This is a genomic window from Glycomyces salinus (assembly GCF_016428645.1).
In the GTDB taxonomy this organism is placed as follows: Bacteria; Actinomycetota; Actinomycetes; order Mycobacteriales; family Micromonosporaceae; genus Glycomyces; species Glycomyces salinus.
Genome location: NZ_JAELXW010000090.1, coordinates 1 through 20702 on the forward strand (window position 1 = coordinate 1; position 20702 = coordinate 20702).

General features: G+C 68.7%; 18 protein-coding genes. 6 read left to right on the forward strand and 12 right to left on the reverse strand.

Annotated elements, in window-relative coordinates; translation table 11 throughout:
• Both JFB92_RS19805 and JFB92_RS19810 read right to left on the reverse strand, forming a co-directional pair.
• On the reverse strand, nucleotides 1–1850 hold a 1850-nt coding region (locus tag JFB92_RS19805), incomplete at its 3' end, for a YhgE/Pip domain-containing protein (protein ID WP_199042790.1).
• Nucleotides 1847–2530 carry an ATP-binding cassette domain-containing protein gene (locus JFB92_RS19810; RefSeq protein WP_199042792.1) on the reverse strand — a complete coding sequence of 228 codons (684 nt, stop codon included), beginning with the start codon at nucleotides 2528–2530 and terminating at the stop codon, nucleotides 1847–1849. The genes JFB92_RS19810 and JFB92_RS19805, both read right to left, overlap by 4 nt.
• A 550-nt stretch (nucleotides 2531–3080) precedes the next feature.
• Between JFB92_RS19810 and JFB92_RS19820 the strand changes: the two genes are divergently transcribed.
• Complete coding sequence (locus JFB92_RS19820; RefSeq protein WP_199042800.1) at nucleotides 3081–3710, forward strand: RNA-guided endonuclease InsQ/TnpB family protein; 630 nt, start codon at nucleotides 3081–3083, stop codon at nucleotides 3708–3710.
• Nucleotides 3711–3797: 87 nt separating this feature from the next.
• The gene (locus JFB92_RS19825) at nucleotides 3798–5879 is read left to right on the forward strand and encodes a S9 family peptidase (protein WP_199042802.1); all 2082 of its coding nucleotides are present in this window, start codon (nucleotides 3798–3800) and stop codon (nucleotides 5877–5879) included.
• A gap of 32 nt (nucleotides 5880–5911) precedes the next feature.
• Here JFB92_RS19825 and JFB92_RS19830 read toward each other — a convergent pair whose 3' ends face one another.
• Entirely contained in the window at nucleotides 5912–6124 is a 213-nt protein-coding gene (locus tag JFB92_RS19830; protein WP_199042804.1) for a hypothetical protein, read from the reverse strand.
• A 188-nt stretch (nucleotides 6125–6312) separates the two neighbouring features.
• On the opposite strand from JFB92_RS19830, the gene fbaA reads away from it, so the two are divergent.
• Nucleotides 6313–7335, forward strand: coding sequence for a class II fructose-bisphosphate aldolase (fbaA, locus tag JFB92_RS19835; protein WP_199042810.1), 1023 nt, complete (start codon nucleotides 6313–6315; stop codon nucleotides 7333–7335).
• Nucleotides 7336–7425: 90 nt separating this feature from the next.
• On the opposite strand, the gene JFB92_RS19840 is transcribed toward fbaA, so the two are convergent.
• The 5 genes from JFB92_RS19840 to JFB92_RS19860 form a co-directional block, all read right to left on the reverse strand.
• Entirely contained in the window at nucleotides 7426–7830 is a 405-nt protein-coding gene (locus JFB92_RS19840) for a hypothetical protein (RefSeq protein WP_199042811.1), read from the reverse strand.
• An 88-nt stretch (nucleotides 7831–7918) separates the two neighbouring features.
• Entirely contained in the window at nucleotides 7919–8341 is a 423-nt protein-coding gene (locus JFB92_RS19845; RefSeq protein WP_199042812.1) for a type II toxin-antitoxin system VapC family toxin, read from the reverse strand.
• A complete protein-coding gene (locus JFB92_RS19850) occupies nucleotides 8335–8595 on the reverse strand; it encodes a FitA-like ribbon-helix-helix domain-containing protein (RefSeq protein ID WP_233163553.1) in 261 nt (86 codons plus the stop codon). The genes JFB92_RS19845 and JFB92_RS19850 overlap by 7 nt, the downstream gene beginning before the upstream one ends.
• Before the next feature lie 129 nt (nucleotides 8596–8724).
• Entirely contained in the window at nucleotides 8725–10281 is a 1557-nt protein-coding gene (locus JFB92_RS19855) for a glycoside hydrolase family 13 protein (RefSeq protein WP_199042814.1), read from the reverse strand.
• A gap of 51 nt (nucleotides 10282–10332) precedes the next feature.
• Entirely contained in the window at nucleotides 10333–11346 is a 1014-nt protein-coding gene (locus tag JFB92_RS19860) for a LacI family DNA-binding transcriptional regulator (protein ID WP_372451668.1), read from the reverse strand.
• Nucleotides 11347–11489: 143 nt separating this feature from the next.
• On the opposite strand from JFB92_RS19860, the gene JFB92_RS19865 reads away from it, so the two are divergent.
• From JFB92_RS19865 to JFB92_RS19875, 3 genes are read left to right on the forward strand one after another with little or no spacing between them, the layout of a single operon-like run.
• Nucleotides 11490–12734: a sugar ABC transporter substrate-binding protein gene (locus JFB92_RS19865; protein WP_199042818.1), complete on the forward strand. Its 1245-nt coding sequence runs from the start codon at nucleotides 11490–11492 to the stop codon at nucleotides 12732–12734.
• Between the two features lie 32 nt (nucleotides 12735–12766).
• Nucleotides 12767–14314: an ABC transporter permease subunit gene (locus JFB92_RS19870; RefSeq protein WP_199042820.1), complete on the forward strand. Its 1548-nt coding sequence runs from the start codon at nucleotides 12767–12769 to the stop codon at nucleotides 14312–14314.
• On the forward strand, nucleotides 14311–15249 hold the full coding sequence (locus JFB92_RS19875) for a sugar ABC transporter permease (RefSeq protein WP_233163554.1): 939 nt from the start codon (nucleotides 14311–14313) through the stop codon (nucleotides 15247–15249). The genes JFB92_RS19870 and JFB92_RS19875 overlap by 4 nt, the downstream gene beginning before the upstream one ends.
• Nucleotides 15250–15329: 80 nt before the next feature.
• On the opposite strand, the gene JFB92_RS19880 is transcribed toward JFB92_RS19875, so the two are convergent.
• The 4 genes from JFB92_RS19880 to JFB92_RS19895 all read right to left on the reverse strand — a co-directional run bounded on the left by JFB92_RS19880 (nucleotide 15330) and on the right by JFB92_RS19895 (nucleotide 20442).
• A complete protein-coding gene (locus JFB92_RS19880) occupies nucleotides 15330–18110 on the reverse strand; it encodes an exo-rhamnogalacturonan lyase family protein (RefSeq protein ID WP_199042822.1) in 2781 nt (926 codons plus the stop codon).
• Between the two features lie 191 nt (nucleotides 18111–18301).
• Complete coding sequence (locus JFB92_RS19885; RefSeq protein WP_199042824.1) at nucleotides 18302–18484, reverse strand: hypothetical protein; 183 nt, start codon at nucleotides 18482–18484, stop codon at nucleotides 18302–18304.
• Between the two features lie 91 nt (nucleotides 18485–18575).
• Nucleotides 18576–19268, reverse strand: coding sequence for a DNA alkylation repair protein (locus JFB92_RS19890; RefSeq protein ID WP_199042826.1), 693 nt, complete (start codon nucleotides 19266–19268; stop codon nucleotides 18576–18578).
• A gap of 439 nt (nucleotides 19269–19707) precedes the next feature.
• On the reverse strand, nucleotides 19708–20442 hold the full coding sequence (locus JFB92_RS19895) for a DUF7873 family protein (protein ID WP_199042827.1): 735 nt from the start codon (nucleotides 20440–20442) through the stop codon (nucleotides 19708–19710).
• Between the last annotated feature and the right edge of the window lie 260 nt (nucleotides 20443–20702).

The window sequence follows — 20702 nt, forward strand, 5'->3', positions numbered from 1 at the left end:
ATCTTCAGCGGCTCGTGCAGCCGGTCGGAGTTCCACTTGCGGCGCATGGCCACCACCAGCGACGACACCGCGAGCGAGGCGACCAGCCAGCAGGCCAGCACGACCAGGGCCCGCAGCAGGTGCTCGGTCTGGCCGCCCGAGACGGTCACGCGCAGCCCGTCGACCACGTAGGTCATCGGCAGCAGCGGGTGCAGCGCTTGGAAGAACCCGGGCGTCGTCTCGGGCGGATAGAGCCCGCCGGCGCTGGTCAGCTGGAGCATCAGCAGCACCACGATCAGCAGGCTTCCGGCGGCGCCGAAGGCGAGCTTGAGCAGGTGCGTCATCGCCGAGAACGCCAGGATCGCCAGCAGGCAGAACCCGATCGTGGCGGCCGTGTGCAGCGGATCGAGGCCGAGTCCGATGTCGAGGACGGCGTACAGCACCACCGCGGCGAGCAGGCCGAGCATCGCGCCGGGCATCCAGCCGCCGACGGCGACCAGCGGCGAGCGCAGCGGACCGGCGACCGCGCGCGGGTTGGCCGGGCGCAGCACCAGGTACGCGATGAGGCCGAAGACCCACAGCGCCACGGCGATGAAGAACGGCGACAGGCCCCGGCCGTAGGTGCCGGCGGGGTTGAGGTTCTCCTCGTCGATGGCGACGGGACTGCCGTAGACGTCGGCGTCCGCAGCGTCCTCGGTCGGGTCGCCGGCCGGGACCTGCTCGGCGGCCTCGGAAAGCGACGAGGCGATCGTGTCGGCCCCGCCCTGGATCTGGCCCAGTCCGTCGGCGAGGTCTCCGGCCCCGGACTGGGCGTCGGCCGCACCCTCGACGAGCCGGTCGGCACCGTCGGCGACGTCGGCCGCGCCGGTCTGGAGGTCCCCGAGGCCGTCCGATGCCTCTTCGAGCCGGTCGGTGGTCACGCTCTGGACGGCGTCGTTGCCGTCCTGGACGTCGGCATTGACCTGGTCGGCCTCGTCGATCACGCTCTCGAGGGCGAGGCAGGCGTCGCCGTCGGGTTCGTCGGCGCACAGCTCCTCGTAGGCGGCGTCGAGGTCGGCGGAGGCCCGGTCGACGAGTCCGGCCCCGGCCTCGGCTCCCGACTGGATCTGCTCCCAGTCGCCGGCGAGGTCGTCGACGACCGGCTGGGCCACGTCGACGACCTGGTCGACCCCGTCCGAGACCTGGTCGGCGCCGTCGGCGACCTCTTGGGCGCCGCTGTGCAGGTCGCCCAGGCCCGCCTCCAGGTCCTCGGCCCCGGATTCGGCCCCGCCTACGCTTTCGGAGAGGTCGCTCGCGCCGTCGGCGGCCTCGGTCAGGCCCTCGCCGAGCTCGGTGAGGTCGCCGAAGATGGTCTCGGCGAAGGTGACGTAGACGGCGGTGTTGATCTGCTGCTGGAGTTGGAGTTCGACGGTCTCGGCCATGATCCCGGCTATATAGCCGTTGGCGTCGTTGAGGTCGAACTCGACCTCGGCGCGCTCGGGACTCTCCCCGGCCAGCGAGACGAGCTTCTCCGAGAAGTCCTCGGGGATGGTGATGACGAAGTAGTAGTCGCCGTCCTCGAGCCCGGTCCGGGCGGTGTCGGCGTCGGTGAAGTTCCACTCGAGCAGGTCGGTGGACTCGAGCTGATCGACGAGCTGGTCGCCGCCGTTGACCTCGGTCCGCTCGCCGTCGTCCTCGTATTCGGCGCCCTCGTCGTCGTTGACCACGGCGACGGGGATGTCGCCGGTCTTGCCGTAGGGGTCCCAGGCGAACCACAGGTAGAGGCCGCCGTAGACCAGGGGGATCAGGACGACCGCGATCAGGGCGGCCACGCGCACGGGGTGGCCGCGGAAGCGGCGGAGCTCCAGGATGGAGAGTCTGAACGGGCTCACTGCGTGCCTCCGTTCTCGACGCGGGCGACCCTGAGGTCGACCACGGTGTCGGCGGGCGGATCGTGGCGGGAGCAGGCGGTCAGGACGAGCTGGCCGGCGTCGGCGACGGTCCGCAGGGCGTCGAAGACGCGTTCGCCTCCGGCCCCGTTGAGGCCGGTGTCGGCGTCGTCGACGACGATGCCCGGGGTCCGGGAGGCGGCGGCGCAGGCGATCGCGAAGCGGGTCTGCTCGAAGCGGGGCAGGAAGCCGTAGGTGTCGCCGGTGTCGATGTCGACGGCGAGCCGGTCGAGCCACGCGAGGATGTTGGCGCGGCTCGCCGCGCCCGCCGAGACCGCGGTCGTCTCCTTGATGCAGGCGGCGACGGTGTGGTACTCGTCGAAGCCGATCGCCGGCGTGGCCTGGGCGACGGTGAAGCGGCGGCGGATCTCGCCGGGCCCGGTCTGGCCGTCGACGGTCAGGGATCCCGAGGCGAGGGCGAAGCGCCCGGACAGGGCGAGCAGGAGCGAGGTGCGCCCGTCGCCGCCGTCGCCGGTGACCGCCAGGACCTGGCCGAGCTCGGCGGACGCCCGCACCCCGCTGAAGATCGGTCCCTGGTGGCCGGAGGCCGAGAGCGCCTCGGCGGCGAGGAACGGCGGCGAGGCCTGCGGCAGGAGCTCCGTGTCGTCGCGCTTGTCGCTCATGCGGACCATCCTCACAGGTAGTTGCGCCCTCTATGGAGGGTTTCGGGGACATTCGGCCGACCTATGTACTACTTGTTAGTAACTTGCGGGCGCTACTCCCCCATCCTCAGCGACCGGCGGGACCGTTCGCGTCGTTGGGTCTGGGAAACTGTCACACACCCTTCCTATGTTTGTTGAGTGACCGTGTTGCGGTATCAGTACCGGATCTACCCAACCGGCGAGCAGGAGACGATGCTCGCCAAGACGTTCGGGTGTGTGCGCGTGGTCTTCAACGATGCGCTGGCGATCTTTCAGGGAACTTGGCGCGCGGGGCTGCCGCGCCCGGCGATGGGTACAGTCGCCAAGGCGGTCACCACCGACGCGAAAACGACGCCGGAGAGGGCCTGGCTCGCAGCGGTCTCAGCCGTGCCGTTGCAGCAGGCCCTGCGGGACCTGGCGGTCGGCTACGGCAGCTTCTTCGCCTCTCGGGCCGGGCGCAGGCCAGGTCCGCGGATCGGCCCGCCGCGGTTCAAGAAGCGATCCGCCCGGCAGACGGCCCGGTTCAATCGGAATGCCTTCACGCTCCGAGCCGACGGCAAGCTCTACCTGGCGAAGATCGGACCTGAAGCTGGCGAGAGTCCATGCGAAGGTCGCCGCGCAGCGGCACGACTTCATCGAGCAGGAGACGACACGGTTGGTGCGCGAGCACCAGACCATCGCCGTGGAGACCCTGAACGTGCAGGGCATGGCCGCCAAAGGGGTACGTCTGGGCAAGAACGTGCACGATCAGGCCTTGGGCATGTTCTTGCGGGTTCTGGCCGCGAAGGCCGCACGCGCCGGTCGAACGGTGATCGCGGTCGACCGGTTCTTCCCGTCTACGCAGCTCTGCTCATCGTGCGGGGACAGGACCGGCCCGAAAGGTCGGGAAGAACTCCATGTCCGGAAATGGGCCTGTACCGCCTGCGGTGCAGTACACGACCGCGATGTGAACGCCGCGATCAACATCCTGCGCGAGGGCTTGCGCCTGAGCGCCGAACAGCTCGCCGCCGGGCACCGAGAGGACCGGAGCGATCCGGTAGCGGAGAGTCGAAACGCCTGTGGAGGGGATATCAAGACTGGCAAGATGCCGGCAGTCCCCGCAACCCCCGGCGATGGGGAGGAATCAGGAACCGGTGGGAACGCGAAACCCACAGCGGGATAAGCAACTACCACTCCCCTAATACGACATCACACGCTGTTGAGGGGGAATGCCTTCCTTTCGAGGAGGGCAGGATGTCAAAGTTGAGGAATGTCAGAAGAGCGATCAGTACAGCCACCACAAGCAGACCGCCGCGACCACCCCCGCACCCACCACGGCGACACCGTCGACGACCCCTACGCCTGGCTCAAGGACGGCGAGGACCCCGACGTCCTGGCCTACCTCAAGGCCGAGAACGCCTACACCGAATCGCGCACCGGGCGCCTCGACTCGCTGCGCAAGGCCATCTTCGGCGAGATCAAGGACCGCACCCAGGAGACCGACCTGTCGGTACCGGTCCGCAAGGGGCCCTGGTGGTACTACAGCCGCACCGAGGAGGGCAAGCAGTACGCCATCCACTGCCGCGTGGCGGCCTCGGGCGACACGCCGCCGCAGGTGGAGCCCGGTGCGCCGGTCGAGGACGAGGTCGTCCTCCTCGACGAGAACGAGCTGGCGAAGGGCCACGATTTCTTCTCCCTGGGCGTCTTCGGCGTCTCCCCGGACGGGAACCTGCTGGCCTTCGGCGTCAACTACTCCGGCGACGAGCGGTTCACCCTGCGGTTCAAGGATCTGCGCACCGGAGCGGTCCACGGCGACGAGATCGAGGGCGTCTTCTACGGGGGCGCGTGGTCGGCCGACGGCTCGGTGTTCTTCTACTCCAAGGTCGACGACGCCTGGCGCCCCCACCAGGTGTGGCGGCACGTCCTCGGGCAGGCCGAGGACGTCCTCGTCTACCAGGAGGACGACGAGCGCTTCTGGACCGGGATCGACCTGAGCCGCTCCGAGCGCTACCTGATGATCGGCTCCAGCTCCAAGATCACCAGCGAGGTCCGCTTCCTCGACGCGAACGACCCGACCGGCGAGTTCACGCTCTTCGGGAACGGCCGCGAGCAGGGCGTCGAGTTCCAGATCGACCACCAGGGCGACCGCTTCCTGATGCTGCACAACAGGAACGCCGAGAACTTCGCGCTCGGCTGGGTCCCGGTCGACGACACCGCCGACTACCACGAGATCCTGCCTCACGACCCGGCCGTCAGGCTGGAGTCGGTCGAGTCCTTCGAGCGCCACGCCGTGGTCTCCCTGCGCCGCGAGGGCCTCTCGCAGGTGGCCATCCTCGAGGACGGAGACCTGACCGAGGTCGAGTTCGAGGAGCCGCTGTACGCGGTCGGCTCGGGCTACAACCCCGACTACGCGTCCCGCACGCTGCGCCTGGGCTACGCCTCGATGGTGACCCCGTCGTCGGTCTACGACTTCGACATCGACGCGCGCGAGCTGCACCTGCGCAAGCGCACGCCCGTGCTCGGCGGCTTCGACCCGGCCGACTACCGCCAGTACCGGGAGTGGGCCACCGCAGCCGACGGCACCAGGGTGCCGATCTCGATCGTGGCCAAGGCCGGCGTCGAGGCCGACGGGACCGCGCCGTGCCTGCTGTACGGCTACGGCTCCTATGAGCACTCCATCGACCCGTACTTCTCGATCGCGCGGCTGAGCCTGCTCGACCGCGGCGTGGTGTTCGCGATCGCGCATGTCCGCGGCGGCGGGGAGATGGGCCGGCAGTGGTACGAGCAGGGCAAACTACTGCACAAGCGGAACACCTTCACCGACTTCGCCGACTGCGCGAACCACGTGGTCGAGGCCGGCTGGTCCGCGCCCGACCGGCTGGTGGCGCGCGGCGGCTCGGCCGGCGGGCTGCTCATGGGCGCGGTCGCGAACCTGGCCCCCGAGCGCTTCGCCGGGGTCCTGGCGGACGTGCCGTTCGTGGACGCGCTGAACACGATCCTCGACCCGACGATGCCGCTGACGGTCATCGAATGGGAGGAGTGGGGCAACCCCCTGGAGTCGGCCGAGGTCTACCAGTACATGAAGTCGTATTCTCCGTACGAGAACGTCACCGACGCGCGGTACCCGTCGATCCTGGCCGTGACCAGCCTGAACGATACGCGGGTGGGCTTCCACGAGCCCGCGAAGTGGGTCGCGGCGCTGCGGCATTCCAGCCCGGAGTCGGACGTGATGCTCAAGACCGAGATGGAGGCCGGGCACGGCGGCCGCTCGGGCCGCTACGACGCCTGGGAGGAAGAGGCGTTCAACCTGGCGTGGGTGCTCGACAGGATGGGAGCGGCCGACGCCGACTGAGCGCACGCGACGCGCTTCGGGGCCCGTGCGGGCTACTCCGCGCGGGCCTCGTCGTCTTCGTCGGCGGGGACCTCGATCGCCTGCTCGGCGACGTCGGCGGCGTCGGCCTCCTCGGGGACCGAGCCCTCTTCGGCGGCGGAGAAGGACTCGGGGTCCTCCCGGTCATCGAGGTCGTCGTCCGAGGAGTCCCGGTCGAAGTCCGAGACCTCGTCGAGTTCTCCGGCCCATTCGGGCAGATCGTCCATGCTCCTACCGTAATCGCGACTGAGGCGCTTCGGCGAGTGAACGGCCAGGTAGGGTGGTGTTGGCTTCACATGTTCGTGGGCGATACTTCACAGAGGTGAAACGCGCCAAGAACATGAATTCAGACAGCGGCGTCTGAGCACATCCCCGGTCCGGGACACTTCAACCATTCGAAGAAGGAGCAGGCAGCATGCCCATCGCAACACCTGAGGTATACAACGAGATGCTCGACCGGGCGAAGCAGCAGTCCTTCGCCTACCCGGCCATCAACGTCACCTCGACCCAGACCCTCAACGCCGCCCTGGCCGCATTCGCCGAGGCCGAGTCCGACGGCATCGTGCAGGTCTCGACCGGCGGCGCGCAGTACCTCTCCGGCCCCACGGTCAAGAACATGGTCACCGGCTCGGTCGCCCTCGCCGCGGCGGCCCACGAGATCGCCAAGAACTACCCGGTCAACATCGCCCTCCACACCGACCACTGCCCCAAGGACAACCTCGACAAGTTCGTCCGCCCGCTGCTGGCGATCTCCGAGGAGCGCGTCGCGCGCGGCGAGAATCCGCTGTTCCAGTCCCACATGTGGGACGGATCGGCGGTGCCGCTGAAGGAGAACCTGGAGATCGCCCAGGAGCTCATCGAGCGCACCGCCAAGGCCAACATCGTCCTCGAGGTCGAGATCGGCGTCGTCGGCGGCGAGGAGGACGGCGTCGAGGCCGAGATCAACGAGAAGCTCTACACCTCCGTGGCCGACGCCCGCGCCACCGTCGAGGCACTCGGCACCGGCGAGAAGGGCCGCTACATGTCGGCCCTGACCTTCGGCAACGTGCACGGCGTCTACAAGCCCGGCAACGTGCGCCTGCGTCCGGAGATCCTCAAGGAGATCCAGGACGAGATCGGCGCCGAGACCGGCAAGGACAAGCCATTCGACCTGGTCTTCCATGGCGGCTCCGGCTCGACCGCGCAGGAGATCAGCGACGCGGTCGACTACGGCGTGGTGAAGATGAACATCGACACCGACACCCAGTACGCCTTCACCCGCCCGATCGTGGACCACATCTTCCGCAACTACGACGGCGTGCTCAAGGTCGAGGGCGAGGTCGGCAACAAGAAGGCCTACGACCCGCGCGCCTACGGCAAGCTCGCCGAGGCCGGCATGGCCAAGCGAATCGTCGAAGCCTGCCAGCAGCTCCGCAGCGCCGGCAACAAGATCAAGTAATCCCGCAGCGCACGAGAGCCCGGACCGGGAACGGTCCGGGCTCTGTCGTCACCGAGGCGTACTTGGGCGCCGGGGCCCGGCGATGGCGCCTCAGTATCCCTTGAGTTCGGGCCAGCGGCGTTCGAGCTCGGTCTTGAGGTCTGCCCAGTCGGAGTCCCTGATGTGCCAGGTGTAGGCGCGGATCTCCTCCCATTCGCCGCTCTCGCGCACGGTGTACAGGCGGCCTGTCCGGATCGCGAGCCGGTCTCCGTCGCGCAGCCGCACACGCCGGACGTCGTCCGGCCGGTAGGCGGTCACCTCGCGGTCCTCGATCCTGATCACGGTGCTGTTCCGGGCGAACCAGAAGCCCACGGTCCCGATTCCGGCCACGGCCACCAGGATCCAGCCACCCGGCTCTCCGGCCAGTACGACCGCGCCACCGCACACCGTCAGCAACAGAAAGAACCCGGCGAAGGCCCCCGAGAGCCACAGCGGGGACCGCACCTTGAAGTACATGCACAAGCCATAACAGCCTGAATCGACACCGGGGTGAACAGGAGCGGGCTCGGCCGCTCCGCGACTGGGGCTTCGCCGCCGAACGGTTTCAGTTGTCCCAGGGATTGATCAGGTGGATGCCCAACCCTCTGAAGTCCTTGATATTGCGGGTGGCAAGGGCGGCCCCGTGCACCTTGCAGATCGCTGCGATCATGAGGTCCATCGACCCGATCGGGCGGCCTGTTCTCGCAAGCTCACCATAGTCTGCGGCATAGACGGAGGTCGCCGCAAGGTCGAACGGAAGGATGCGTTCACCGTACCGTTCGACGATGCTCGTCTCGATGAACGTTTCGAGTTCAACTCGCTTGCGGCCGTAGGGCTCTTTCGCCGCGCCCGCCCGCACTTCGGCGATATTGACGACAGTAGTGGTCGATTCCTCGAAGGGCAATGCTCGAAGCCAGCGCTTCACCACCGGGTTGCCTTTAGGGTGCAGTCCTTCGCGGAAGACGTTGGTATCGATTGCAACTACCATGAAAAGTCCGCCGCCCTCGCCGGTTCATCCCGCGGCGGCAGGTCCAGATCGACCCCACCGTGATTCTCGACGAAGGATTCGAGCAATGCCCCCAGAGATCCGTCACCCGGGGTCTCATCAGCCAGCTTGACCTCCGCGAATATCGCTCGAATTTCCGCTTCCATAGAGCGGTCATGCTGCGCCGCGCGAACCTTGAGCCAGCGGTAAATCTCAGGGTCGATGCCGCGAACGGAAACGGCCTTGGCGTCTGCCATCATTGTCACCCCCTCACCATATGAATGCTAGCACCGAGTCCGTGGTATGACACGCTGAAGCGTCGATGACGGTCACCAACGCAGAGCACCCCGGGGCGGCGGGCCGCCCCGGGGTGCTCCGGCGGTGGCTCAGCGCTTGAACCAGATCGTGGAGCCTGCGGGGAGGTCGCCTTCTTGCAGGTCGGTGCTGGTCAGGAGGATTTCCTTGCCTTCGAAGGCCGCCAGGGAGACCGGTTCGTCGCCGAAGTTGGTCACGTTGACGACCGCGCCGTTGTCGAAGGCCAGGGTGTCCTCGGCCGGGTCTTCCAGCCAGGTCAGGACCGTCGCCTTGTTCTCCCCGCGCAGGGCGATCGCGGTCCGGTAGAACTCCAGGGTCGAGCCCGCCTCGCCGTCCTCGGCCTCGACCGACTTGTCCGACCAGTCTTCGGGCTGCGGGAGCCAGGAGCCGCCCTCGCCGAAGCCCAGGCTCAGGCCGTCCCGCTTCCACGGGAGCGGGACCCGGCAGCCGTCGCGGCCGATCTGCTCGCCGCCGGTGCGGTGGAAGGTCGGGTCCTCCCTGACCTCGTCGGGCAGGTCGAGCACCTCGCCCAGGCCCAGCTCCTCGCCCTGGTAGACGTACACCACGCCCGGCAGGGCCATCAGCAGCTGGGTGGCGCCCCTGGCCCTGGTCAGGCCCAGTTCTCCGTCGCCGTAGCGGGTGACGTGGCGCTGCACGTCGTGGTTCGACAGCACCCAGGTGCAGGGGGCGCCCACGCCGGCGTTGTTCGCGATCTCGGCGTCGATCGCCTTGCGGAAGTCGGCGGCCGCGAACGGCGCGAGGACCAGGTCGAAGTTGAACGCCTGGTGCAGCTCGTCGGGGCGCAGATACAGCGCGCGCCGCTCGGCCGAGTCGGTCCAGGCTTCGGCCACGAAGATGCGGTCGCCCTCGTACTCCTCGATGACCGGGCGCCACCGGCGGTAGATCTCGTGCACCCCGTCCTGGTCGAAGAACGGAGCCTGGGTGGTGCCGATCATCTCGATCGAACCGTCGCCGCCGGTGTCGGGGAGCCCGTCCGCCTTGACCATGCCGTGGGCCACGTCGATGCGGAAGCCGTCGACGCCCCGGTCCAGCCAGAACCGCAGGATCGACTCGAACTCGGCGTGGACCTCCGGGTTGTCCCAGTTCAGGTCCGGCTGGGAGGAGTCGAACAGGTGCAGGTACCACTGCTTGCCGTCGGGGGTCTTGGTCCAGGCCGGGCCGCCGAAGATCGACTGCCAGTTGTTCGGCGGGACCTCCGGCCGGGCCGGGTCGACGTCGCGGAAGTGGTAGCGGGCGCGCTCATTGCTGCCCGGGCCCGACGCCAGGGCGGCCTTGAACCACTCGTGCTCCGAGGACGAATGGTTCGGGACCAGGTCGACGATGATGCGGATGCCGGCGCCGTGGGCCTCGGCCAGCATGGCGTCGAAGTCGTCGAGCGTCCCGAAGCGCGGGTCGATCGCCCGGTAGTCGGAGACGTCGTACCCAGCGTCGTGCTGGGGCGAGGCGTAGAACGGCGAGAGCCAGAGCGCGTCCACGCCGAGGTCGGCCAGGTAGCCGATCCTCGAGCGCACTCCCGCCAGGTCGCCCATGCCGTCGCCGTTCGCGTCGGCGAACGAGCGCGGGTAGACCTGGTAGATGACAGCGTCGCGCCACCAGTTGTCGCTCATCGGTGGTTCCTTTCCCTTGGCGAAGCTATGGAGCCGGGGAACCGGCTCGGGTCATTGGGGCACCGCGCCCGTGGAGCCGCGTACGACCAGTTCGGGCCGGAACAGGTACTCCGACGACGGAGTCTGCTGCCCGGCGATCTCGTCGAGCAGCGTCCGCGCTGCGGCGGTGGCGATGTCGCGCACCGGCTGCCGCACGGTCGTCAGCGGGGGGTTGGTGTGGGCGATGAGGGGGGAGTCGTCGTAGCCGACGACGGAGAAGTCGGCCGGGACGCGCAGTCCGGCCTCCTCGGCGGCGCGGATCGCGCCGAGGGCCATCATGTCCGAGCCGCACACCACGGCGGTGGCGCCGCGTTCGATGAGGCGGGCGGCGGCGGCGTGGCCGCCCTGCTCGCCGAACAGGGTCAGCTCGATCAGCTCGGGGCCCAGGTGCTGCATGGCGGCGCGGTAGCCGCGGATCTTGCGCTGGACGGGCCAGTAGCGGTCGGGGCCGGAGACCAGGCCGATCCGCTTGTGGCCGAGCCCGGCGAGGTGCTCGACGGCGGTGCGGGCGGCGGCGGTGTCGTCGCAGGAGAAGGAGGCGGCTTCGATGCCCTCGGGGTGGCCGGTGATGAACGCGATCGGGAGTCTTTTGTCCTGCAGTTCGCGGTATCGGTCGGTGCTGGCGGTAGTGTCGGCGTGGAGACCGGAGACGAAGATGATGCCCGCCACCGCCCGCTCGCGCAGCATGTCGACGTATTCGTCCTCCGAGACTCCGCCGGGGGTCTGGGTGCACAGCACCGGGGTGTAGCCGGAGCCGGCGAGGACGTTGGAGACCGTCTGCGCGTACAGGGGGAATATGGGGTTCTCCAGTTCGGGCACCACCAGGCCGATCAGGCCCATGGCGTGCTTGCGAAGGGACGGTGGCCGTTCGTAGCCGAGCACGTCCAGCGCAGTGAGGACGGACTGCCGGGTCTGAGCCCCCACGCCGGGCTTGTCGTTGAGCACCCGGGACACCGTTGCCTCGCTGACGCCGGCCTGCTGGGCGATGTCGGAGAGTCGAAGCCGCATGATGACAGCGTAGCCTATCTGAAATTCGGCAACAGTTTGATTGCAAGGGTTTCCTGTTTCTGAAACATCTTGCTAACCTTCGAGGGGTCAGGGGCGACAGCCCATGATCCCCATCACCGGCCCCGCCGGGGCCGCCCTCAATGAGGAGAGGTAACTACATCATGCGTAGAAGGACCATCGGTACCGCCGCCGTCTCCGCCGCCGCGCTCGGCGCGGCCGCGGCCTGCGGCTCCGGCGACGACGACTCCGACTCCGGTGAGGAGTCCGGCCCGGACTTCTCCGGCGAGCTGGTCATCTGGGCCGACGAGACCCGCACGCCGATCCTCAAGGAGTACGTGAAGGACTTCGAGAGCCAGTTCGGCGTCAAGGTCACCGTCGAGGAGCACGTCGAGACGCTCCGCGAGGACTTCCTGACCGCCACCGAGCAGGGCCAGGGCCCCGACATCATGGTCGGGCCGCACGACTGGACCGGGCAGCTCGCCGGCGACGGCGTCATCAGCCCCATCACCCTCGGCGCCGACGTGCAGTCGGCCCTCAACGAGGCGTCGGTCAGGGCCGTGACCGTCGACGGCCAGATCTGGGGCGCCCCCTACTCCATTGAGAACATCGGCCTGTTCCGCAACACCGACCTCGCGCCCGAGGCCCCGGCCACCTTCGAGGAGCTCGTCCAGGCCGGCACCGACGCCGGGACCGAGAACGCGCTGCTGATCCCGGTGGGCGTCGACGGCGACCCGTACCACGGCTACCCGATCTTCTCGTCCATGGGCGGCTACCTGTTCGGCTCCGACGGCGAGGGCAGCCTGGACCCGAACGACCTGGGCGTGGACTCCGAGGGCGGCGTCGCCGGATTCGAGAAGTTCCGCGAACTCGGCGAGGACGGCGTCCTGTCGACCTCCATCAACGGCGACAACACCGTCAGCTTCTTCACCGAGGGCAGGGCCCCGTTCCTCATCTCCGGGCCCTGGTCGATCGCCGACGTCCAGACCGCCGGCATGAACTACGAGGTCGGCGCGATCCCCGGCTTCGAGGGCCGGGACCCGGCCGCGCCGTTCCTGGGCGTCCAGGCGTTCTTCCTGTCCTCCAAGGCCGACAACGTCACCTTCGCCCAGGAGCTGATCACCAACTTCGTGCTCCGCGAAGACGACCAGCTCAAGCTCGCCGAGCTCGGCGACCGCGTCCCGGCCCTCACCGCCGCCGCCGAGACCTACCTGGAGGGCAACGCCGACGCAGCGGGCTTCGCCGCCGCCGGAGAGAACGCCGTCCCGATGCCGAACATCCCGGCCATGAACGCCGTCTGGGAGCCCTTCGGGCGCGCCGAGGCCGACTGCGTCGACGGCGCCTCGACCGGAGCCGACGCCGCCGCCACCGCCGCCCAGACCATCCGCGACGCCATCGCCGAATCCTAAAGGCCCCCTCCGACAGCGAAGGAAGCCAAGCAGTGCTCGACCAACGTTCCCAGGCGGCTGGATCGCAGACCGCCGCGGGCCTGATCGCCAAGATCGTCGTGCTCGCGGTGGTGGCGTCCCTCGCCGCCTGGGCGGCGTTGCCCCTCATCCGCGCCGGGGCCTGGTGGGCCCTGGCCGTCGAGGCGGCCGTCGTCGCCATCGTCTTCTACACCTACCTCCAGCGCCGGGCGGTCCCGCTCAAGTACCTCGTGCCCGGCACGCTCCTGCTGATCACCTTTCAGATCATCCCGGTGATCATGACCATCGGCACCTCCTTCTCCAACTACGGGGACGGGCACCGGGTCGACAAGGACCAGGCCGTCGAGGTCATCATCGCCGCCGGAGTGCAGCAGACCCCCGACAGCGCCACCTACCTCCTGGCCGGCGGCGAGACCACCGCCGGAGAGCTCGCGCTGCTGCTGACCGACACCGCCGACGGCAGCCACTGGGCCGGAACCGAAGAGGGCCTGACCGAACTCGGCGACGTCGAGACCGACGAGACCGGCCGCATCACCGCCGCCGACGGCTACACCGTCTGGGACCTGGAGGAACTCAACGAGCGCCAGGCCGAACTCGCCGAGCTGGCCGTCCCGACCGGCGCCGACACCGGCATCCGCATCCAGGGCCTCTCGGCCTTCGAGGGCACCTCCACCCGCGAATACGACGCGGACTGCGACTGCATCACCGACTCGGCCACCGGCACCGTCTGGACCGCCGACGACGAGAACGGCCGCTTCGTCACCGAGGACGGCGAGGAGGCCCTCGTCGGCTGGCGGGTCGGGGTCGGCTGGGACAACTACGCCCGGCTGTTCACCGACGCCGAGATGCGCTCGGCCTTCCTCGGCGTCTTCGTCTGGAACCTGGCCTTCGCCGCCGGAAGCGTCCTGTTCACCTTCGCGCTCGGGCTCGGGGCCGCCATGGCCCTCAACCGGCCCGGCATGAGGGGCACCAAGGCCTACCGGGCGATCATGATCCTGCCCTACGCGATGCCATCGTTCGCGATGATCCTGGTCTGGGCCCAGATGTTCAACCGCGACTTCGGCCTGGTCAACGAGCTGCTGGGCCTGAACGTCAACTGGTTCGGCGAGACCTGGGCGGCCCGCGCCATGGCCCTGGTGACCAACACCTGGCTGGGCTTCCCGTACATGTTCCTCATCTGCCTCGGCGCCCTCCAGGCGCTGCCGGCCGACTCCCTGGAGGCCGCCAAGATCGACGGCGCCACCGGCACCACCGCGTTCCGCAAGATCACCCTGCCGCTGCTGCTGGTCTCGCTCACCCCGCTGCTGATCTCCAGCTTCGCGTTCAACTTCAACAACTTCAACGCGATCGAGCTGCTCACCGGCGGCAACCCGTTCCGCGCCGGCGACGACGTCGGCGGCACCGACCTGCTGATCACCTACGCGTTCCGCCAGGCGTTCGGATCGTCCACCTCGGACTACGGCTTCGCCAGCGCCGTCAGCATGTTCATCTTCCTCATCGTCGCCACCATCTCGGCGATCATGTTCCGCACCACCCGCAAGCAGGAGGAGGTCTTCGCATGACCCGGACATCCGGACCCGCTGCGGCCGAGGCGATGAACGACGAGCGGAAGGCGGCACTGGCGCGGCGGCGCAGGACCACCTTCTCCAGGTGGGCCGCCGACACCGGCTGGCGGCACCTGGTCACCGTCGCGATCCTGGTCTTCGCGCTCGTCCCGATCGTCTACGTCGTCTCGGCGGCGTTCAACCCGAACGGGACCCTCTCGGCGACCAGCCTGCTGCCCGACGCGTTCAGCCTCTCCAGCTTCGAGCGGCTGTTCACCGACGGCAACATCCCCTTCGCCCGGTGGTTCGCCAACTCGATGGTCATCGCGATCCCGGCGGCGTTCATCTCGATCTTCGTCTCCTCGCTGGCCGCCTACGCCTTCAGCCGGTTCCGCTTCACCGGGCGCCGCCCGATGCTGCTGTTCCTGCTGCTGATCCAGATGTTCCCCTCGTTCCTGGCCGTGGTCGCCCTGTACCTGATCTTCGGGGCGATCGGCGACCACTACCCGGTCGCCGGGCTCAACACCAAGCTGGGCCTCATGCTGGTCTACATGGGAGGGGCGCTCGGGGTCTCGACGTGGCTGATGAAGGGGTTCTTCGACACCATCCCCAAGGAACTGGACGAGGCGGCCACCATCGACGGCGCCGGCCACGCCCAGATCTTCTTCGGGATGATCCTGCCGCTGGCCGCGCCCATCATCGCGATCTCGGGCATCCTGGCGTTCGTGGGCACCATGAACGACTACATCCTGGCCAGCCTGTTCCTGACCGACCGCGGCGAGATGACCCTCGCGGTCGGGCTCCGCACGCTGGTGGCCGACAACGCCCCGGCCAGCTACTTCGGCGTCTTCGCCGCCGGGGCCCTGCTGACCTCGGTGCTGACGGTGACGGTGTTCCTGAGCCTCCAGCGCTACATCGTCTCCGGCCTGACCGGTGGCGCGGTCAAGGGATGACCCTCAGCCGCGCATGAGCCGGCCCGGCCCGGCGGTCAGCCTCCCGACTGCCGCCGGCCGGGCCCATCCCCGATCCCCTCTCATTGGTCGGGGACGAAGTCGCCGGCGATCCCGAGGATCTGCACGGCGGCCTGGCCCCACTGGGCGATCTCGTTGGTCGCGATCGGGTGCCAGGTGGTCGGGTTGAGCGTCGAGTCGACCTCCTCGGACTCCTTCGGACCCGGCGTGATCTCCCAGGACTTGATGGGATTCAGGAAGCGGTGCCAGGCGTGCTCGGCCTGGGACTCGTCTCCGGTGCGCAGGTAGACGAACGCGTTGGCCCGCGCGTAGGCGTACAGGAACAGGTCCGCGAAGCGGCCGCCGTACTCCTCCTCCTGCTCCTCGCGGCTGGCGGTGTAGAAGCGCGAGTAGCGCAGCCAGTCGTCCTCGAACGCGGGCATGTCCACCTGCTGGATCAGCTCGGCGCAGATCTCGATGCGGCCGAACGCGTTGGAGAGGTTGCTGCGCTGGACCACGGGGTCCTCTTCGATGGCGTACTTGCCGGTGTCCATGTCGTAGAGCGCGCCGCCCTGCGCGAACCCGTTGGGCTGGGCGGCGATGGTCTCCATCGTGCCCAGGACCTTGTCGCGGCAGAACTCCCAGTCCGGGCCGCGCCGCTCCCACTCGGCCAGCCACGCCGCGACCAGGGCCGACCAGTCGGTGCCGAAGCCGATGCTCAGCGCGTTCCGGTCCGGCACGTAGTCGTCCTCGGGGTCGCGGATCTTCCTGATCGGGTCGAGCACGAGGAAGGTCTCCTCGCTGCTCGAGAGCATGTGGAGCAGGTCGCCGGTGCGCTCGTCGCCGGTCAGGTAGTAGAAGTACCTGCGGTAGTTGGCGTTCGAGATGCGGACCTGCTTGGCCGAGTCGCCCCAGTGCTGGACGCCGTGGCGGGTGCCGAGCCCGGCCCACTCCCCGAGGTGGTAGACGTTGACCTCGCTGGTCTTGCGCGTCATCGCCTCGGCGAAGCGGAAGACGTCGGCCCGGTTGGTGTGCATGTAGGCCTGCCACAGCCACATGTCCGGCGAGATCTCGGAGTTGTCCCAGGCGTAGCCGCCGACGTCGTAGCGCCAGACCTTCCGGTCGCCGTCCTGGGAGTGCATGACGTCGCCGAAGTCCCAGAAGCCGTACCAGTGGCGCTCGTCGCGCTGGGCCTGGTAGTAGTCGAAGAAGAAGTCGAGCATGTCCTCGACCTGCGCCTTGACCGGGTGGGACCGGTCGACGGGCCCGAACAGGCCGCCGAAGGCCCCGGCGGCGGCCAGGTGCTCGGTCGGGGCGATCACCTGCGGCTGGGCGCGGACCACGTCGGCCATGTGCCCGAGCCGCTCGGCCGACGGGGTCGCGTCGGTGACCCAGAACTGGAGCTCCGAGGTGCGGGCGACCCCGTACGGGGTCCCGAAGCCGGGCTCGTAGTCCTCATAGGTCACGTTGAGGGCGTCGAGCTGCTGTTCGTAGGTGTCCTGGCCCATGCCGTCGTGGTAGAACCGGGTGTCCATCGGCTGCGCCTCGGGCGACCACATCCACACCGTCACCGTCGCGGAGTCGGTGTGGGCGTCCCGGATGTCCAGGCCGGTCGGATGCCGCTGCCAGAAGTCCTTCATGCCGAAGCCGAAGCCGCCGCTGGGCCCGCCGAGGTAGGCGAAGCCCGAGGCGCGCCGGCCCTGGTCGACCGGCACCCATCCGTGGCCGGACTTGGTGCGCTTGCGGACCGCGAATCCTTCTGAGGTCAGCTGGGAGAGCGAGTAGTCGCCCCAGGCCGGGATCCAGTGCAGGCGGCTGGTCACCCGCTGGTCCCATGTGGATGGGTCGGGCAGTGGCTGTCCGGCGATCTGCGCTTCGCGGACCTCGCCTCCGGGGTCGCGGCGCAGCCCGGTGACGCCCTTGACCGCCTCGGTCAGCTGCCCGTGGCCCTCGCCGACGAAGCGGACGTGGCGGTCGTACAGCTCGTCGGGCATGGCGACCTTGAACCGGACGCCGAGCCCGGCGATGAAGGACTCGGAGCCGTCGGAGTCGTAGATGAAGGTGTGGACCATCCGGAACGACTCGGCCCCGGCGTAGAAGTACAGGCGCACGGTGAACGGCAGCCAGGACTTGCCCCAGCCCCAGCCCTTGCGGTGGTGCCCGTCGATGCGGACCACGGCCCGCACCGGACCGTCCTGTTCGAGGGTCACGTCCTCGACCTCGCTGATGTACCGGTCCCGGCTGACCCACGCGTTCTCCGGGTCCGGGGCCTGGTCCTGGGTGATGTTGACCAGGTGCCCCTCCTTGACGACGGTGCGGTCGCCGCGCTTGACGTGCTTGATCAGGTGCCTGCCGAACTTGGCGATGCGGGTGGTGATCACCCCGGTGTCGATGTCGATGTGCCAGTGGCTCTCGGAGACCGTGACCGGACTGGCCGGGGCGGCGCTCTCGCCGGCGGTCAGGGTGAAGGACTCGGAGGTCGCCTCGGGGCCGACGGCGTGGGCGGTCCACTTCAGGGAGCCGTCGGGCCAGTAGGCCAGGGGCCAGGACTGGACGGGCACGTCGGTGCCGTCGGCGGCGGTGAGTTTGAAGGTCTGGTCTTCATCGAAGGCGCCCCGGCCCCAGGGCACGCCCCAGGTCGATCCGGGCGATTCGGGCGGCTGCCCCTCGAGCCAGGACAGGTCGACCGAGTCGGGCCCGGTCCCGTCGCCGGAGTCGGTCTGGGCGCGGGCGGGGGCGCCGTCGAACAGCGACGCGGCCGCGGCGGCGCCGGCGGTCGCGGCCAGCACGCTGCGGCGGCGGAGTCCGGAGGTGGTCGTAGGTTCGGGCTGCGGGAGGTCGGTTCGGTGAGGAGTATCTGACACGGTCCCTCCAGGGAGTCCAGACCGGCGCGATGAGTTGAAACGCTTACATTCCAATTCATCGACATAGGCGCCGGTGAATTCATGGATACCTGGACCCTACATATGTAAACGCTTACGCGCAAGACCCTCGGAGGGCACCGGTCATCGCGGGATCAGGCGATCAGAGCCCGGCCGGCGGAGCGCCGGGGCCGCTACCAGTGGGGCGGGCGCTCGTCGAGCAGCTCGATGTCGCGGGCGGAGAGGGGCCGCCGCGCTCTCCGGCGAGGCGCGGGCCGCTCACCCCAGCCGGCGTCGGTGTCGTCGGAGGTCTGGTCCGGGAGCACCGCGAAGTCCTCGTCGAGCTCGACGGAGCGGTCGTCGTCGGAGACTGCCATGAGCAGAAGAATACGCCAGTCGGGTGACACTCGCGAGGTCCGATCAGGCGCGATCCACCCGAGACCTCGGTCACTCCGAGGCCGGCCGGACTCAGCTCCGGCCCATCAGATCGGCGCGGAGATCCGGTGGCAGCCTTTCCGTCGCGTACCGGAGCGTCACCCGCGGCACCGCGTCGCCGTGCTTCCGCAGGAATCCGACCAGCCGGTCCCGATCGACCTTGCCGACCTCGCGCAGCCCGGTGCCGACCGAGGTGTGGATCAGCTCCTCGTCGTCGCCCAGGAGCATCTCGGCGATCCGCAGCGCGTCGTCGACGTCGCCTTCCCGGATGAACCAGAAGGCCGCCGTGATGGCGGTGCGGCGCTCCCACCGGTCTTCGGACCGGGCCAGCGCGAAGAGCGGATCGCGCGGCTTGTCGAGCAGGTACATGCCCACTACGCGCGGCGCGGACCGGTCGACGAAGCCCCAGTCGTCGATGCGGTCGTGCCGCCGCAGGTAGAGCTCGAACATCTCCCGGCGCTCGGCTTCCGTGGTCCGCTTGCGCCGCGCCTTGAAGTCCAGGATGCTGACCGCGCCCATCCGCGCCTCGTAGTACCGCGAGTCGAGCAGCCGCTCGATCTCGTCCAGGGGCATGTCGGCGAACGCCTTGGCGGTGTCGAAGGTGTGCTTCATCCGCACGCCGATGATCTCGCCGGTGCCCCTGAAGTGCTTTCGGATCTTCTCCCGCTCGTCGTCGGAACGGAAGCCCTCGACCGTCTCGATGAACGACGCCGCTGTCAAGTCCATGCCGCCACCGTACGGGAGGGGGCCGACGAACGGGCCGGACTCGGCCGAGCATGGGTGCGGCCCGGGTCGTTGACCTCGATCCCGGGCCGCCATGTGCCACATGTAGCCGCTGCCGACCGTACGGAAGGCCGTGAGTCTACTGCTCGCATCGCGCTCTGCCATTGAGCTACCGCCGCATGTGGTGCGGCGGGAGGGACTCGAACCCCCAACACCGATGTCCGATCGGCGTACTTCTCGCGATTCGGCGCGGCGTGGCGAATGCTGAAGCTAGAGCGAGAGTCTCAATTTTCGCGGCTTGCCTCTACCAGTTGGGCCACACCGGCTCGTGCCGGTGGAGGGATTCGAACCCCCATCTCTACCGCGGTGTATTCAGACTGAACCTCAGATTCAGCTTTGCGCTTTCGCGCACCCCTGTCGCTCAAAACAGGGGGGTCTGTGATCAATCGCCCAGCAGGTAGTCGAAGACCTTCTCACCGAAGCGCTCCTCGACGGTCTCCGAGCCGTTGGCCTCCTCCCGGGCGAACTTCACCGCTTGCTGGAGCTTCTCCAGCCGCTCGGTCAGGGTCGCGACCCGCCTGGCCGGGGCCGCGCCGGAGAACCTCACGGTGGTCCAGTAGCCGACCGGGATGTCCTCGTAGTACACCTCGACCTGGGCCGGGTGCTCCTCGGTGGCCTCGGCCTTGACGTGGTTGCGCGGGACCTTCTTGGTCCGCACGGTCTTGACCGGGTCGGTGGCGTAGCAGTTGGCGGAGTCGTTGAAGGACCAGGACTCGGCCGCGTCGAGCACCGGCAGGCCCTTGACGAAGGTCTGGAGTTCGCCGAGCTGCTTCTCCAGGAAGAGCAGGTAGGTCACCGGGACCTCGGCCAGCAAGACCTCGCCGTCGACCACGACGTCGGCGGTCGACACGGCGTTGGTGCGGTCCTTGGTCGCGGTGACGTCGAACAGCCGGGTCATCGCCTTCGACACCTCGCGGAGCTGCTCCTCGACCCGGCGCTGGACCTTGGTCGACTCGGGCGGCAGTTGCTCGCCTTCCTCGTCCTTCGGCTGGTAGGTCCGGGAGATGCCAGACAGCAGCGGCGCCTTGCCGAGCTCGCGCCCGGCGTCGCCGAGCGCGCGTGCCGCCTTGGTCTTGACGCCCTTCTCGATGGCGATGATCTGATTCAGCTTGGTCACGGGGCCACCTTTCCTTCCGGCGTTGACAATACGAGGTCTCGTCAACTTCGAACAACCGAATTCGCGTCGGTCCCCAAGCGACGTTTCAAATTCCAGCGCTCGCCAACAGGGCTCGGGCGCAACCAGGCCCGACACCGGACAGCCTGCGGCGAAGGGCTGGAGACCGGTCGGGTGCGGCTGCCGTGGCCAGGACGCGCCGGTTCAGGGTTCAACCGGGCGGCGACGGTGAGGTGTGTGGAGGGCTGGTGTCTGCGGCGTGT